The organism is Agrobacterium sp. ST15.13.015 (genome assembly GCF_027871645.1).
Lineage (GTDB): Bacteria > Pseudomonadota > Alphaproteobacteria > Rhizobiales > Rhizobiaceae > Agrobacterium > Agrobacterium leguminum.
Map to the genome: position 1 here is coordinate 296,588 of NZ_JAQAHF010000007.1, position 16,009 is coordinate 312,596.

Genomic DNA, 16,009 nt, shown 5'->3' on the forward strand with positions numbered 1-16,009 from the left:
CTAGTCGAACATTGCCTCATCCAGCGGCAGTGCCCGTCTGCCTTTCTTGCCGGTCACATCGGAAAGCTCCGTGTAAAGACCGCGCAATGTCAAAACCAGCTGGACGATGCGCGGATCGGTGACACGATAGATCACCGCCTTGCCTTCCCGTGAGCCTTCGATCACACCGGCGTCACGCAATTCGGCAAGCTGCTGCGAAAGCGTGGGTTGCTGGATACCGAGTTCATATTCCAGCGCGGAAACGGAGGCTTCCGTTTCCATTAGATAACAGACGATGGCCAGACGATTGGCGTTGGCGACAAGCTTCAAAAGCTCGCTCGCTTCCACCACGCTGCGGCAGATGAGATTGGAAACCGGTTTCGTCACGACTTCAGGCCCATTTTTCAAACTACAAAAAAGTAGATTGTGTGGCGATAAATTTCAATGGTTTGATGAGTCTCATCGCAGCTCTGTCTGGCATTTTTTAAAATCTACAGGATTGGTAGATTTCTCTTTCGCTTTCCGGCCGAGGATCGCCAAAACGTTTCTCGAAAACATTCTATAAAAAAGTAGATTGAATGGGAAATGAGGTGTCGACATGAAAATCGGGGTTCATCCCAACAATCTGCATTTACGTCTCGCCCGGCTCTGGCCCGGCGCCTTTGAAGAATTCGATCCGGAATTCGTGGGCTATCGTGAAGGCCGCGATACGGCAGCTCTTCTGGAAAAGGGCGACATCCATTTCGGCGGCACCGGCTCGACACCGCCCATTGAGGCGGATGCGCGCGGGCTTTCGGCGGTCTATATCGCTGCTTCCGCGCCGAGGCCCGCCAATGGCGCAATCCTCGTGCGGCGCGATAGCCCGATCCGCTCAGCCGCTGATCTCTCGGGAAAGCGCATTTCGCTGATCGATGGATCGTTTCACACCTATCTTCTGGCGCGCAGTCTGGAAGGCGCGGGGCTTGGCCTTGCGGATGTGATCCGTATTGAAAGCGGCGACAGCGATAGCCTGCGCGATCTCGTGGAAGGCCGTGTCGATGCCTGGGTGACGATGTCGCCGCGGCTGGAAAAGGCTCTGACCCATGAGGAGATCAACCTTCTTGTCCGTTGCGGCTCCACCATTCCCAACCGTTCGCTATTCTGGACGCTTGCGCGCCACAACATAGCGGGCGAGACAGGGCAGGCAATTGCGGCCGAACTGGATCGCGTCGGCCGGGCCGTGATGGCGGATATCGACAAAGCCGCTGCCCTTCTCGCCGCCGAAACGGGCAGCGAAGGTGATGCACAGTCCTGGGCCAAGGTGCTGAGGTCGCGAGACCTTTCCGTCGTGGCCGCTGCCGAAAATATCCTTGCCGAACAGCAGGAGGAGGCCGAAACGCTTTACAGGCACGGTCATTTCTCTTTACCGGTTCTGACCGGGCAATCAGCCAGCACGGGAGGCGGCAGATGAATGTTTTCTGGTACATGTGCGCACCCGATGGTGCCTATCCCTGGCAGCCGGAAGGGTCCCGCAAGGTCGATCTCGGTTATTACAAACAGCTGGCGCTCGCTTACGACCAGCTGGGTTATACCGGTGCGCTGTTTGCCACCGGCGCGCACGACGTCTGGGTTCTGGCGGGCGCGTTGCTTTCCTATACCGAGCGGCTGAAGTTTCTGGTCGCCATTCATCCGGGTCTTGTCGCGCCGACGCTGCTCGCCAAGATGGCGGCGACGCTTCAGGAGTTTTCACGCGGCCGCCTGCTGATCAATGTCGTCTCTGGCGATGCGAAAATGCTCGGCGCTTACGGCATGACCATGCCGCATGACGAGCGCTACGATATGGCGGATGAATATCTGCAGATATGGCACCGGCTTTTTGCCGGCGAAACGGTCGATTTCAAGGGCCGGCATTTCCAGACGGAGGGCGCAAAGCTCGCCCTCCCGGTCGGGCAGGGCATCGAGCCGCCGCCTTTGTGGTTCGGCGGTTCCTCGGACAAGGCCATCGACGTCGCGGCCAAACATGTCGAGACCTATCTTTCCTGGGGGGAAACCCCGAATCAGATCGGCGCGAAGGTCGATCTGGTCAAGGCCCGCGCGGAAAAGCTCGGTCGCGAACTGGAATACGGCATTCGCCTTTATGTCATCGTGCGCGATACGGATGAAGAGGCATGGGCCGCCGCCGCTGATCTCTACGGGCGCATGGATGAGCGTGCCATTGCCGCCAACCAGCGTTTCGTCGGCAAGACCGATTCCGTCGGCCAGCAGCGAATGACGGCGATGCACGGCGGACAGAAACCGGAGAACCTGCGCGATCTTGAAATCGCGCCCAACCTCTGGGCCGGCATTGGCCTTGTGCGGCCGGGCCCGGGAACCGCGATTGTCGGTTCGCCGGATACTGTCATCCGCACGCTGGAGGCCTATAAGAAGGCGGGCGTGAATACCTTCATCCTTTCCGGCATGCCATTGCTGGAAGAGGCGTTCCGCTTCGGCGAAAAGGTTCTGCCGCGGCTCGACGTATCGCGTGAGGTCTCGGCGGCAAAACAATTCACATGGTCGACTTTGTTCGACCGCGATCTCTCGGCCAAGGCCTCCTGAGCATGGCTTCGGGAGTGGAGAAGAAAGACATGACGGCAAGTCCGGCAACGACAATCGCACAAAGACGCATCGGCCCGCAACGCGTGGCCGAGCGGGTGCTCGCCGTTCTGGACACGGTGCTCGGCGCGGTCGCGGCAGCAATCCTTGCGGCGCTGCTCGTGGTGGTGCTGGTCAATGTCACGCTGCGTTATCTGTTTCACACAGGCTTCATCGGCGCGGAAGACCTCGGCATCTGGCTGCATGTGGCCATGATCGCTGTCGGTGCGCCGCTCAGTCTCAAAAGTGCGCTCGCCATGCGGCTCGATGTCTTCGTGCGGTTCCTTCCGCAACGATTTCACGCGGCGACCGAAGTTCTGGCCGATGCCTTCTCCTTTATCGCAGCACTTATCCTCGCCTTCGGCGGGGTGGAGATCGCAGCGATGCTCGGCGGCACATCTCCGACGCTTGGTCTGCCGGAATGGGTGCGTTTCGGCTTTCTCGGCGCAGGCGGCGCGCTTATCCTTCTTTATCTGGCGCTTCAGCGTGTCAGTGAAGGCAAGGCGCTTGCCGTTCTCGCATCTCTCGCCATCGCCATTGTGGCCTATGTCGGCCTGCCGGAAGTTTTTGTCGATACGAACCTGCCGCCGAGCCTGTTTCTGGCGCTGACGGCGGCCGTGGGGCTGGTGCTCGCTGCGCCGCTTGCCCATGCCTTCCTTGCCGCCGCTTATGTGGCGATTGCCTTCGGCAGCACCTTGCCGGAGCCGGCCATCGTTTCGTCAACCGTGACCGGCATGTCGAAATTCCTGCTGCTCGCCATTCCCTTCTTCCTGCTGGCCGGAAGCCTGCTGACGGAATCTGGCGTCGCCAATCAGCTGGTCCGTTTCGCCGCCTCCATGGTTGGCCATCGGCGGGCAGGCCTGGCGCAGACGACGCTTTTGACCAGCGTGCTGTTTTCCGGCGCATCCGGGTCATCGGTCGCCAATGCCGCCTTCGGTGCTTCCACCTTCCAGCCGGAACTGGTGAAACATGGCTATCCTCCGGCGCAGGCGGGCGCGATCATTGCCGCCACCTCCGTGCTGGACAATGTCATTCCGCCCTCCATCGCGTTTCTCATCCTCGCAACGGCCACCAACCTGTCGGTCGGCTCGCTGCTGGTCGGCGGTTTTTTTGCCGGCGGGCTGATGGCGGTCTGCCTTGCGGTGGCAATCCATTTCAGCGTGCGCAGCGTCGATACCCTGCCGCGTGCCACAGGTGCGGAGCGCTGGCGCTCGGCCATCGCCGCCATACCGGCCTTCGGTCTTGGCGTCATCGTGGTGGTTGGCATCCGCATCGGCATCGTCACCACCACGGAAGCGGCAGCACTTGCCGCACTTTACACGCTGCTTCTCGGCTTCGGTTACCGGCTGGGGGCAGGGCGCATTTTCGCGACCTTCCGGCAATCGGCCGGTGAGGCGGCGGCCATCGGTCTTCTGATCGGCACGGCGGGGCCTTTCGCCTTTCTCCTGGCGGTCGACAATGTCTCGGGCCTCGTCACCGACTTCGTGACGTTGCTCGGCGGCAGCAAGATCGCGGTGCTGCTGCTCTCCAACCTCATCCTGCTCGTAGTGGGACTGGTGCTGGATATCGGTGCGGCCATCCTGCTATTCGGACCGATCCTGCTGCCCGCTGCGGTGGCGGCTGGCATTGATCCCATCCATTTCGGCGTCATCCTCGTGGTCAATCTGATGATCCATGGCCTGACACCGCCGCTCGGCATGCTGATCTTCGTGGTCAGCGGCGTCACCCGCATTCCGGCGACAGCACTTTTCCGGGCCGTCGTTCCCTATCTCGTCTCCCTTCTCGTTTCCCTCGCCATTCTGTGCGCCTGGGCCATTTTCTTCTAAATCCGGGGTTTTATTCATGACTATTATCGATCGCCGCAATCTCCTGAAACTCTCCGCCATTGGCGCGGCAACGCTTGCCGCACCCGCTTTCGTACGTACGGCACATGCCAGAACCCGCAACCTCACCGTCGCGTCGCTTTTCGCCGACGACAAGCCGGAAACGAAAATCTGGGTGAAGATCAGCGAGCTGGTGGAGGCGAAGCTGCCCGGCCGTTTCCGTTTCAACATCGTCAAGAGCGGTGCGCTGGGCGGTGAAAAGGAAGTGGCGGAAAACATCCGTCTGGGATCGGTTCAGGCGAGCCTTTCCACCGTCTCCTCGCTTTCCGGCTGGGTGCCGGAATTGCAGATCCTCGATCTGCCCTTCCTGTTCCGCGATGCCGAGCATGTGCGCAAGGTTGTTACGGGCGAGACTGGCACTGATCTGAAGACGAAGCTCGCCGCCCAGCAATTCATCGCAGCCGATTTCATCAATTACGGCGCACGCCATCTTCTGACCAAGGAGCCGGTCACCCGGCCGGAGCAGCTGGAAGGCAAGAAGATCCGCGTCATCCAGAGCCCGCTGCACACCAAGCTCTGGAGCGCCTTCGGCACCACCCCGGTAGGGATTCCGATCACCGAGACCTATAATGCGCTGGCAACCGGGGTGGCTGATGCCATGGATCTCACCAAGTCCGCTTATGCCGGCTTCAAGCTTTACGAGGTCGTGCCCTATCTGACGGAAACCGGCCATATCTGGGCTTCAGGCGTCGTCTATTATGGTGCGACCTTCTGGAACCAGCTGGACGACGAAGAGAAGAAGGTTCTCTTGGAAGCGTCGAGCGAAGGCGCGCAATATTTCAACCAGCTGATCGTCGAGGACGAAGTAAAGTCCGTCGAGCTTGCGCTTTCGAAGGGCGGCAAGGTGCTGCAGCCGGAAGCGCTGGATGAATGGCGCAAGGGCGCGCAGGGCGTCTGGCAGGATTTCTCAGGCATTGTCGGCGGCATCGACAAGATACAGGCTGTGCAGTCGGCCTGATAATACGGCCCATCAAAATCAGGAAACCCCGTGTGTCCTTCAGGCGCACGGGGTTTCTTTTGTTGGATATCAGTGCGAAGCGCCGGAGCCGCCAACGGCAACGATGGAATAGGGCTGACCTGCCACCGCAAGCGTGCGGGTTTCCGTCAGGCTTTCCGCATCCACCACGCGGATCAGGGAATGGCGCGGATCGGAGATCGCGACCTGCCCATCGGCAACAGCGAGACGTGGGCGCGGATCGCGCCAGTGGCCGTCCTTGCTGTAGGGTTCGGTCACCTTCGCCTTGCGGGTGATGGCGCCTTCCAGCACGTCAAGCACATGCAGGTCGCCGTCTTCCGTCAGGATGTAGGCGTTGCGCGGATTGGCGGGATCGAGAATGAAATCGACGCGCCGGGTCGGCAGTTCCACCAGGCGGAAGGCGTCCTTGCTGTCAGGATCGATCAGGACGACCTTGTCCTCACCGTAATTGCCGAGGAAGAACTGCATGGATTTGCCGCCCAGCAGCGTGCCGGTATAGGCTTTCGGGAAATCTTCCGGATAGGGCAGCATTTCAAGCTTGGGACCATCGGTGCCGCCGGGGCGGGCAACGAGAATGCCTTCCTTGCAGCCAAAAGCGACAAGCCGCGCGGATGTTGCCTCGCCATGCAGATCGGTGCATGCCGCCTGTTCGCCGACCTGCTTGCCCTCCCTGTCGAGAACACGCAGCCCGATGCGTGGCGGCAGCGTATCGGGTTTCGTTTCGACCTCGGTATTCGGTACGGAAACCAGAACGTAACGGCCCATGGTCACCGCCACGCCGTGATGCGGGGCGGTCGTATCGACGGTGCGGACCTTGGCCTTGCCGTCCAGCAGGGCTGCTTCATCGATGATCTCTGCCTTGCCGCCACGGTCATAAAAAAGAATGGCATGGTCATCATGCGGCACGACGTGGAAAGGGCGCTTGCCTTCGAAGGTGACGGGCAAAAGCGCCGCATCTTCCACATCCAGATCGCGATGCTCGCCATGATCGGAGAAAACGATGCCGGTCTTGATCACATGCACCATGTCGGCATCCGATTGCGTCGCGAAGACCGTCTTGCCGGAGGCGCTGGCGGTCAGCGCCGCATAGCCCTTGAGGTCGTAGCGTCCGAGTTCCTTGCCGGTTTCGAAATTGATTGCGCGCACCACGGGCTGGCTGTGATCGGCGACGAACAGCCGCCATTCCTTGACGGTGTCGCCGCTTTCTTCCGCCTGCGCCACGCCAGAGGCGAGCGGCAGGGTGAGGGCAAGGCACGTGGCAAGCGCGCTCATGCCAAGGTGCTGTTGAAGGGAAAATCTCATGGTGTTCCTTCCAGGCGTTATCATCCCCGTGCGGATACGAACCGGTATCGGTTCTGAAGGACGATTGTAATGTTATTACGTTACGAGATTGCGTATTAGCATTACGTGCGGGGGCGATGTCAACCGATGCCGACGTCTTCGTACGGAAAAATCTGGATGGGGACCGTGAGGCGGGAGAAGGGGAGGCGGTTGACGCTTCAGCGTCAGGCCGTATTTCCCGAAGGGCGGTAAAGCCGAATAAAAAGGGCAGGTGCAGCGCTGCGCCTGCCCCGATCAGTTTTAGCGGATATCGTCAGGCAGAACATCCGAAGGAATGTTCTGGTAGGAAACCGGGCGCATGAAGCGGCGGATCGACATCGTGCCAACAGAGGTTGCGCCGAAGTTCGTCGATGCCGGGTAAGGGCCGCCATGCACCATGGCTTCGGAGACTTCCACGCCGGTTGGGAAACCGTTGGCGAGAACGCGGCCGGCCTTGCGCTCGAGAATCGGCAGCAGCTTGCGACCAAGTTCGGCGTCGCCGGCATCAAGATGCATGGTTGCCGTCAGCTGGCCTTCGAAACTCTTGGCAACTTCCAGCATTTCCTCGGTGCTATCAACCGTCACGATCAGGCCGAGGGGGCCGAAGACTTCTTCAGCAAGCGCATGGTTGGCAACCCAGTCCTTGCCCGAAACGCGGAACAGGTAAGGCGTTGCATTGCGCAGGTTGCAGGTGGTGGTCAGAACGTCGCGCACGCCGTTGCCGGCAGCGATACGGTCACGGCCGTCCCGATAGGCAGCGGCGATGCCGTCGGTCAGCATGACCTGCGGACCGACTTCCGAAAGGGCCGCACGTGCGGTTTCAGCAACCGCATCCGCCTGCTCGGAGAGGATGACGGCGATGCCGGGGTTGGTGCAGAACTGGCCCGCACCCATGGTGAGCGAACCCGCCCAGCCCTTGGCGATGGCTTCGCCACGGGCGGAAACCGCTTCCGGCAGCAGGAACATCGGGTTGACGGACCCCAGTTCGCCGAAGAAGGGGATCGGCTCGGGGCGCTGGGCGCAGAGATCGAACAGCGCGCGGCCGCCGGCGAGCGAACCGGTGAAACCGACCGCCTTGATACGCGGATGCTGCACGAGCGCGGAACCGACATCGCGGCGGCCGCCCTGGATCAACGAGAAAACGCCGGGATGCAGATTGTGCTTCTTGACGGCGGCGAGAACGGCTTCGGCAACGATTTCGCCGGTGCCGGGATGGGCGGAATGGCCCTTGACGACGACCGGGCAGCCGGCTGCCAGAGCGGCAGCGGTATCACCGCCGGCCGTGGAGAAGGCGAGCGGGAAGTTGGAGGCGCCGAAGACCGCGACGGGGCCGATCGGGCGCTGCATCAGGCGGATATCCGGGCGCGGCAGCGGCTGACGATCTGGCAGCGCTTCGTCATGGCGACGGTCGAGATAGTCGCCCTTGCGGATGTGCGAGGCGAAAAGGCGCAGCTGGCCAACGGTGCGGCCGCGTTCGCCCTGCAAACGTCCTGCGGGCAGGCCGGTCTCGGACGAGCCGATTTCGGTGATGGCGTCGGCGCGTGCTTCGATCTCATCGGCGATGGTGTCGAGGAATGCGGCGCGCTCTTCGCGGGTGGTGTAACCGTAGCTCCAGAAGGCTTCTTCGGCAGCTTCACAGGCCGCATTCACCAGATCGACGGTGCCGACCGAAAAATCGAAAGCTTCGCCATGTGCAGGCTCGCTGCGGAATTTAGCTTCCGTTGCGACCCATTCTCCTGCAACCAGATGTTTGCCGTGCGGCTTGAAACTCATTGTGCTCTTCCCTGAAAATCTGATCCTGTGTGGAAAATCCACCCGACACCGTGACGTTGCACCGAAAGGCGACAGCGAAAACGCCATCAGCCGCGATCCTCGCCCGGTTGCCTTCTGCCTTAGCCCGTGTGGGGCCTGAGCGAAAGCCGGTTTTTCAACTATCTGACCGAAAAGTGTGATTAATTGGGCAAGGCGTGAAAAAGACCCGCTTCCGTTTACGCGCACGGCGCTCTATTGTGACGCCATGATGACAAATAGACTCCCGAAATATGTCGCCTGGTCGGTTTTTCTGCTGATTGTGATCGTTACAGTTTGCCCTATCGGCTTTCGTCCGCACACGCTGACGACGGTGGGCCTGGACCGCGCCGCGGCCTTCGCCTTCTGCTCGGCCGCCTTCGTGCTCGCCTATCCGCGTTACTGGCTGGCGATCATCGTGGCAGGCATTGCGGCGGCTTTCGGCATCGAGGCGCTGCAATTCCTGTCGCCCACCCGCCATCCGCATCTGATGGACGCCGCCGTGAAAGCCGCCGGCGTCGTCGCCGGCGGGCTTGGGGCTTTTTCTTGGCTTCAGTTCAAGGCGCGATTGACCGCAGGTTCTCTCATCCGTCATTCCGGCCTTGAGCCGGAATCCAGCCAGCCCAAGTCCTTGGGCTGAAAGGAGTCTTTTCGCCGCGCGGACGCGCGTCGGCTGGATTCCGGCTCGAGGCCGGAATGACGGATAGAAAGCCGATCAAACGCGCCGCGCTTTCGCTTAGCGATCACCCTTCGCCAGCCCGAAACGGCTGTGCGATAACGTGCGTTCGATGCCACGCAGCTCAGCCAACCCCTTCAGCCGGCCGATGGCGGGATAACCGGGTTGTGCGCCGCGCGTCAGGTCGTCGAGGATTTCCTGGCCGTGATCGGGCCGCATCGGAATGGGGTGGTCTTCACGGCCCTCCGCCCGGCGGCGCGCTTCTTCGGTGAGGAGTGCGGCGATGACGGCGACCATGTCGGTTCCGCCTTCCAGATGCTCGTCCTCGAAGAAAGAACAGGGCACGGTGTCGGTGTCGCGCGTTACATTGCGCAGATGTACGAAATGAATGCGATCTGCAAAACGGCTGGCGATGAAGGGCAGGTCATTGTCCGCCCGCGCGCCCAGCGAACCGGTGCAGAGCGTGACGCCATTGGCGCGGCTATCGACCTTTGAGAGCATATGGGCGTAGTCGGCTTCGGTGGAGAGAATACGCGGCAGGCCGAGCAGCGGCCATGGCGGATCGTCGCCATGGGCGCAGATGTTGATACCCACCTCTTCGGCAACCGGCGTCACCTCCGAGAGGAAGTCGATGAGGTTCTGTTGCAGCCTTTCGCGGTTGATGCCGTGATAGGACCGCAGTTTTTCCAGAAGCTGGGCAAGCGTATAACCATCCGCCGAACCGGGCAGACCCGCGCCGATATTACGCCCGAGGGCGGCGATTTTCGTGTCCGGCATGTCGGCGAAGCGTTTTGCCGCTTCCTCCGCCAGCCAGTCCGGATAATCGGCCTTGGCATCTGGACGTTTCAGGATGTGAATGTCGAAGGCGGCGAAATCGGGAAGGTCGAAGCGCATCGCCTTTGCGCCGTGTCTTGTTTCCCAGCGCAGGTCGGTGCGGGTCCAGTCCAGCACCGGCATGAAATTATAGCAGACGGTGCGGATGCCGGAGGCGGAGAGTCGGCGCAGCGTTTCCTGCCAGTTGGTTATATGGGTTTTCCAGTCACCGGTCTGGGCCTTGATATCCTCGGAGACCGGCACGCTTTCCACCACGTCCCAATAAAGCCCACCGGCCTTGATGGCTTCATGCCGTTTGGCGATTTCATCCACCGGCCAGACATCGCCAGTGGCGATGTGATGCAGCGCGCTGACGATGCCTTCCGCGCCCGCCTGAGCCGCATCCTGAACCGTGACCTTGTCGACCGGGCCGAACCAGCGCCATGTATGTCTCATTTTAAATCCTCAAATATCAGTCTGCGGAAAATGTCAGCTGCACCTTGCAGGCGGCAGAGCGGTCTCCGGCCTGTTCGAATGCAGCTGTCGCCTCGCCAAGCGGGAAGCTGTGGGAAATAATCGGCCGCACATCGATCCTGCGGGTGGAGATGAGCCCGGCGGCAATGGCGAATTCGTCGTGGAAACGCTGTGAGCCGCGCCAGAGGATTTCCTTGCCCACCAGCGCGTTGAGCGGAATGGTGATGTCGCCGGTGACGCCCACCTGCACGATGGTGCCGCGCGGGCGCACGCAGGCAAAGGCGGTGCGAAGTGCTGGAGCGGCTGCGGAGCAATCGAAAATGACGTCGAAATAACCCTTATTGTCCTGATAGGGGATGAGCGCCTTGGCGTCTTTCGCGACATTGATGGTGCGGTCGGCACCCATGGCGGGGGCGCGTTCAAGTGCGGCATCGGTAAGGTCGGTGGCAACGACGATGCTTGCTCCGGCGTGGCGGGCGGCGGCAATGGTCAGGAGGCCGATGGGGCCTGCGCCGGTCACCAGCACCTTCGCACCTGCCAGATCGCCGGCCTGGGCCACGGCATGCAGGCACACCGCGAGCGGCTCGGTGCAGGCGGCTTCAGCCGGTGAGGTATCCACTGAAAATTTCGCGCATTGTTTGGCGGGAACCACCAGCCGGTCGCGGAACATGCCCTGTTCATGCGGCAGGCGCATGGCGCTGCCCATGAAGCGCATTTCGAGGCAATGGATCGGCTGGCCCTTCAGGCAGAAATGGCAATGGCCGCAGGGCTGAGACGGATTGACGGCGACAAGCTGGCCGATGGCAAGCCCGCTGACACCCTCTCCCAGCGCCTGCACATGGCCGGATGCCTCATGCCCGCAGATGATCGGCTCGCGCACCCGGACCGGACCGAAGCCGCCATCCTGATAATAATGCAGATCGGAGCCGCAGATGCCGCCCGCCGCCATGGCGAGCAGCACTTCGCCAGGCCCTGGCTCGATGAGGTCCTGCGTTTCGACGCGAATGTCCTTCTGGCCGTATAGACGTGCCACGCGTGTCTGCATGACGATGCCCTCATATGTGTATGGGATGAAGAAGCCCGCGCGGGAAACCGCGCGGGCAAGAGTGCTTGCGTTAGCGGATCAGGCCCATTTCGGTCGGCAGCCACAGCGTGATGGCCGGAACGAAGGTAATCAGCAGCAGCGCCACGAACAACGGCACCAGCCAGGGCAGAATAGCCATGGTCGTGCGTTCGACGGAGAGTTTCGCCACGCGCGAGAGCACGAACAGCACCATGCCGAGCGGCGGATGCAACAGGCCTATCATCAGGTTGAGCGTGATGATGAGACCGAAATGCACCGGATCGATATTGAACTGCAGCACCAGCGGCAGCAGGATCGGCACGAGGATGGTGATGGCCGCAATCGTATCGAGGAAGCAGCCGACGAACAGCATCAGGAGATTGACCAGCACGAGGAAAATCCACTTGCTGTCGGTGATCGTCAGGATCGCCGCCGACAGAAGCTGCGCCGCCTGGCTGACCGTCAGCAGCCATGCGAAGACCGAGGCCGCCGCGACGATGAAGAGCACCGAAGCGGTCGTCTCAATCGTATCGAAGGTCGATTTCGCCAGCGTTTTGAAGGTCATCGTCCGGTAACGGACAAGCCCGAGGAACAACGACCAGAGGACGGCCGCAACGGCGGCTTCCGTCGGTGTGAACCAGCCCATGGTCATGCCGCCGATCAGGATGACAGGCGTCATCAGCGCCATCACGGCCGAGAAGTCGAAATACCAGTCGCAGGCGAGCAATATCACCAGCACGATCAGGATCGATAGGTTGAGCGACAGGCCAAACGCCGTGAGGATATAGATGCCGAGCGGCACCATCATCACCACGAAAACTTCGATCGACGCGCCGAAGATGGTTCTGAGGCTGAAGGGCGTATCGGAGCCCCAGCCCTTGATATAGGCGAAGACGGCAACCGTGATCATCATCAGAAGCGTCATCACGACGCCCGGAACGATGCCGGCCATGAACAGCGCGCCGATGGAGACATTCGCCATCATGCCATAGATGACGAAGGGCAGCGACGGCGGGAAGATCGGGCCGAGCGTTGCGGAGGCGGCGGTGACGCCGACGGCCGCTTCGACCGGATAACCGTGATCCTTCATAGCCTTGATTTCGATGGTGCCGATACCGGCCGCATCGGCAAGCGCGGTGCCGGACATGCCGGAAAAGATCACCGAGCCGATGATGTTGACCTGTGCAAGGCCGCCCTTCATCCAGCCGACGAGTGCGACGGCGAAGGAATAGATGCGTCCCGTTACCCCCGCCGTGTTCATGAGGTTGCCGGCGAGAATGAAGAAGGGAACGGCCAGAAGCGGAAAGCTTTCCACACCGGCGATCAGGCGCTGAGCCGCGATGATATCAGGCGCGACATTGTAGAAGACGATGTAGAGCAGCGAGGCCGAGGCCATCGAGATCGCGACGGGCAGGCCGATCAGCATCAGGAGAAGAAAGGAGCCGATAAGAAGCAGCATGTGATCAATCCCCCGCGCTCTGGAATTCTTCGGGCCGCTCGAGCACGGAATAACCACGCTGCATATTGGCGATGAAGACCTGCACCGATCGGAAGAACATCAGAACGAAAGCGGCCAGAACCGTGTAGAAAACGATGTTGCGCGGCAACGCCACGGTGACCATCTCCTCATCGGCGACGATTTCCAGATAGCGCCACATCAGCCAGGAGGTGTAGGCGAAGAAGAGGATACGCAGCACATCGACAAGGATCGACATGGCGCGGGCCACCTGTGGCGGCACATAGTGATAAAGCACATCCACCTGGATGTGGCGCGACATGCGCACGCACATGACCGAACCCAAAAAGACGACGCCGATCAGGCAGTTGACGGCAATTTCTTCCGTCCAGGCGTAGCTGTCGTTGAGTACGTAGCGGGTGAAGAACTGAAGGAACACGCAGCCCGTCATCAGCCAGAAGAGGCCGAGCGTGACCCAGTCTTCGAATGAATAGACCTTGAGATCGACCTCCGGCGGCGCCTCGTCGAACGTATGGGCGAGTTCCTCAGGCGTGACCTGAGTATGGATTTCCTGCGACATTGAGATATCCCGTCTGGAGAGAAAGGGCGGTGCGGCAACGGGGCCGCACCGGATCTTGGCTCACTTGACGGCGCGAATGGCTTCCCAGTCGGCCTTGTCGTAACCGAAATCCTCGAACTTCACTTTTTCGAGGACGTTCTTCTCGAAGTCGGCCTTGTCCACCTCGGCCACTGTGAGGCCGCGCTTCTTGAAGTCTTCGACGAGGCTCTTTTCGCGGCTTTCGATGGTCTTGGTGGTGCGCTCGGCTGCCTGCTGCATGATTTCGGTGAAGATTTTCTTGTCTTCATCGGAGAGCTGCGACCACAGGTTCTTCGAAATCACCGTATTGAGGTGGTCGACGATATGGCCGGTCAGGACGATGTTCTTCTGCACTTCGAAGAACTTCTTCGCCTCGATGGTGGTCAGCGGGTTTTCCTGGGCGTCGACCGTGCCGTTCTGGAGCGCCAGATAGACTTCCGCAAAGGCAATCGGGGTGGTGTTGGCGCCGCAGGCGCGCGGCATGGCCAGATAGGCCGGAACGTCGGGAACGCGCATCTTCAGCCCCGCCATGTCGGCGCAGGCGGCAATCGGCTTGTTCGATGTGGTGTGACGCGTGCCGTAATAGCTGACGGCGGCGATGTGGTTGCCGGTCTTGTCTTCATAACCCTTGGCGAGCCGCTTGAAGATATCGCTCTTGGTGTAGGCGATCAGATGGCTCGGGTCGCGAAAGATATAGGGGAAGTAGGTGACGCCGATCGGCTTGAAGTCACGCGCGGCAAAGCTGGAGCCGGAAATGATGATATCGACGGTGCCGATTTTCAGGCCCTGATTGATATCGGCTTCCTTGCCGAGCTGCGAAGCCGGAAAGACATCGATCTTGTAGCGGCCTTCGGTGCGCTTGGCGATCTCTTCCGCAGCCCAGACCGAATCGGTGTGGAACGGTTCGGAGGTCTCGTAGACATGCGCCCATTTCAGCGTGGTCTGCGCCTGCGCCGCGAGCGCGGAAAGCAGGATGGCGGCTGTTGCGCCCATCAAAGTCGACAATCTGATTTTCATTCTTAACTCCTCCCGAATTAAAGCCAGATTTCTCATTTTTCCCGTCGCCGGTTACGGCGCGGTCACTCTTCTCCGATCGTTTCCTCCCCGAAACTTTCGGAAAATCTCTTTTGCGACAGCGTCAGATGCTGCCGCATCGCCTCACGTGCACCTTCCGGGTCGTTAGCGGCAATGGCGTCGCGGATTGCGCGGTGTTCTTGAACGGCAAGGTTCCAGGTGTGCGGTCCTTCGAAATAGCTGGCGAGCTTTTCGAAAAAAGGTGACAGGCTGCGCTCGTCATAGATCAGGCCGGTAAAGCGGTTCAGCGCCGAATTGCCGATGATATCGGCAATCGCGGTGTGGAAGGCCCGGTCGAAATTGAGCGCCTGTGGCGAGCTGTCGAGCGCGCCGGCCATGCGTTCGATGATATCATCGAGCTTGGCGATGCATTCCGGCGTGGCAAGCCGTGCTGCCTCCTCTGCAATCGCACTCTCAATGATGCAGCGCGCCTGCAGGATTTCGAATGGTCCATGCGCATCCGGCACCGGCGGCTTTTCCTTGGCCTGCTTGCCGGCTGCACTGACATAGACGCCCGAACCCATGCGGATATGGATATGGCCTTCCACTTCCAGAACGATAAGCGCTTCGCGAACCGTCGGGCGCGATACGCCGAAGCGTTCGGCAAGATCCCGTTCCCCCGGCAGGCGCTGGCCTTCGGTCAGTTCCCCGCTTTCGATGAGCAAACGAATTTGTTCCGCGACCAGCCGGTAAAGGCGGCGCGGCTCCAGAGCCACAAACATGATATCCTCCCAGCGCGAAAGTCTCCCCCGATCGCGCAAGCGGTAAGATGGTCTTACCAATTTTATTAGGACGCATTTATGCGGTGCTGTCAATTGGCCGCTGGTGGAAAAGTGTGGGGGAGGAGTTTGAGGCGGTTCAGCAGGTCGGGCGTTGTCTTATTCCGCGGCTTTTACCACTTCCGTCATTCCGGCTTGGAGTGGGCATTCAGCCAGCCCGAGTCTTTGTGCATAAGAGGATGGTAAAGTTCGCAAACCTTGCCTCCGTCATGCTCGGGCTTGTCCCGAGCATCTGCTACCGGTCAGTTTTACGATAGGTGGTTAGATCCTCGGGACAGGCCCACTACTGTCCGGTTTAAATTTGTGGCCATTGGAAGGCCATCTGGTTTTGGTTTGTGGGTTTGTCTGGTGGCGGGTTTAGAAGCCGATCGGTGCGTCGCCGGTGCATGAGGTTTGCGCGTACCAGCCGGGCGAAGGCGAGTGGGCTTGGCACGGTCTTCTGGTCAGCCTGCGCCAATCGCAGGAGCAGGTACGCGATCAGGGCGACAGCGATCTGGATGCGCACGGCATTTTCTGACGT

General features: G+C 60.7%; 14 protein-coding genes and 1 pseudogene. 5 read left to right on the forward strand and 10 right to left on the reverse strand.

Features of this window, described 5'->3' with window-relative positions; all coding sequences use genetic code 11:
• Entirely contained in the window at nucleotides 1-366 is a 366-nt protein-coding gene (locus PIB16_RS13720) for an ArsR/SmtB family transcription factor (protein WP_065655633.1), read from the reverse strand.
• Between the two features lie 211 nt (nucleotides 367-577).
• Between PIB16_RS13720 and PIB16_RS13725 the strand changes: the two genes are divergently transcribed.
• From PIB16_RS13725 to PIB16_RS13740, 4 genes are read left to right on the forward strand one after another with little or no spacing between them, the layout of a single operon-like run.
• Complete coding sequence (locus PIB16_RS13725) at nucleotides 578-1,429, forward strand: ABC transporter substrate-binding protein (protein ID WP_271045770.1); 852 nt, start codon at nucleotides 578-580, stop codon at nucleotides 1,427-1,429.
• On the forward strand, nucleotides 1,426-2,553 hold the full coding sequence (locus tag PIB16_RS13730; protein WP_080857245.1) for an LLM class flavin-dependent oxidoreductase: 1,128 nt from the start codon (nucleotides 1,426-1,428) through the stop codon (nucleotides 2,551-2,553). Before PIB16_RS13725 ends, PIB16_RS13730 begins: the two co-directional genes overlap by 4 nt.
• A 29-nt stretch (nucleotides 2,554-2,582) precedes the next feature.
• Entirely contained in the window at nucleotides 2,583-4,415 is a 1,833-nt protein-coding gene (locus PIB16_RS13735) for a TRAP transporter large permease (protein WP_271045771.1), read from the forward strand.
• Between the two features lie 16 nt (nucleotides 4,416-4,431).
• A complete protein-coding gene (locus PIB16_RS13740) occupies nucleotides 4,432-5,430 on the forward strand; it encodes a TRAP transporter substrate-binding protein (RefSeq protein WP_271045772.1) in 999 nt (332 codons plus the stop codon).
• A 69-nt stretch (nucleotides 5,431-5,499) separates the two neighbouring features.
• On the opposite strand, the gene aztD is transcribed toward PIB16_RS13740, so the two are convergent.
• Together aztD and PIB16_RS13750 are read right to left on the reverse strand one after the other, a co-directional pair.
• Complete coding sequence (aztD, locus tag PIB16_RS13745) at nucleotides 5,500-6,750, reverse strand: zinc metallochaperone AztD (RefSeq protein WP_142844596.1); 1,251 nt, start codon at nucleotides 6,748-6,750, stop codon at nucleotides 5,500-5,502.
• A gap of 279 nt (nucleotides 6,751-7,029) precedes the next feature.
• A complete protein-coding gene (locus PIB16_RS13750) occupies nucleotides 7,030-8,541 on the reverse strand; it encodes an aldehyde dehydrogenase (NADP(+)) (protein ID WP_271045773.1) in 1,512 nt (503 codons plus the stop codon).
• Between the two features lie 244 nt (nucleotides 8,542-8,785).
• Here PIB16_RS13750 and PIB16_RS13755 point away from each other — a divergent pair, with 244 nt between their 5' ends.
• Nucleotides 8,786-9,196, forward strand: a complete 411-nt coding sequence (locus tag PIB16_RS13755) for an antibiotic resistance protein VanZ (protein WP_185740855.1) — start codon at nucleotides 8,786-8,788, stop codon at nucleotides 9,194-9,196.
• 96 nt (nucleotides 9,197-9,292) lie between these two features.
• On the opposite strand, the gene uxuA is transcribed toward PIB16_RS13755, so the two are convergent.
• The 7 genes and pseudogenes from uxuA to PIB16_RS13790 all read right to left on the reverse strand — a co-directional run.
• On the reverse strand, nucleotides 9,293-10,501 hold the full coding sequence (uxuA, locus tag PIB16_RS13760; RefSeq protein WP_271045774.1) for a mannonate dehydratase: 1,209 nt from the start codon (nucleotides 10,499-10,501) through the stop codon (nucleotides 9,293-9,295).
• A 16-nt stretch (nucleotides 10,502-10,517) separates the two neighbouring features.
• The gene (locus PIB16_RS13765) at nucleotides 10,518-11,564 is read right to left on the reverse strand and encodes an L-idonate 5-dehydrogenase (RefSeq protein WP_271045775.1); all 1,047 of its coding nucleotides are present in this window, start codon (nucleotides 11,562-11,564) and stop codon (nucleotides 10,518-10,520) included.
• Between the two features lie 70 nt (nucleotides 11,565-11,634).
• Nucleotides 11,635-13,041, reverse strand: a complete 1,407-nt coding sequence (locus PIB16_RS13770) for a TRAP transporter large permease (protein ID WP_035220793.1) — start codon at nucleotides 13,039-13,041, stop codon at nucleotides 11,635-11,637.
• Nucleotides 13,042-13,045: 4 nt separating this feature from the next.
• Complete coding sequence (locus tag PIB16_RS13775) at nucleotides 13,046-13,618, reverse strand: TRAP transporter small permease (RefSeq protein WP_059758143.1); 573 nt, start codon at nucleotides 13,616-13,618, stop codon at nucleotides 13,046-13,048.
• Nucleotides 13,619-13,678: 60 nt separating this feature from the next.
• A complete protein-coding gene (locus PIB16_RS13780) occupies nucleotides 13,679-14,653 on the reverse strand; it encodes a sialic acid TRAP transporter substrate-binding protein SiaP (protein ID WP_269313522.1) in 975 nt (324 codons plus the stop codon).
• 62 nt (nucleotides 14,654-14,715) lie between these two features.
• A complete protein-coding gene (locus PIB16_RS13785; protein ID WP_271045776.1) occupies nucleotides 14,716-15,432 on the reverse strand; it encodes a FadR/GntR family transcriptional regulator in 717 nt (238 codons plus the stop codon).
• 352 nt (nucleotides 15,433-15,784) lie between these two features.
• Nucleotides 15,785-16,009, reverse strand: a pseudogene (locus PIB16_RS13790) (IS4 family transposase); the annotation flags it as partial.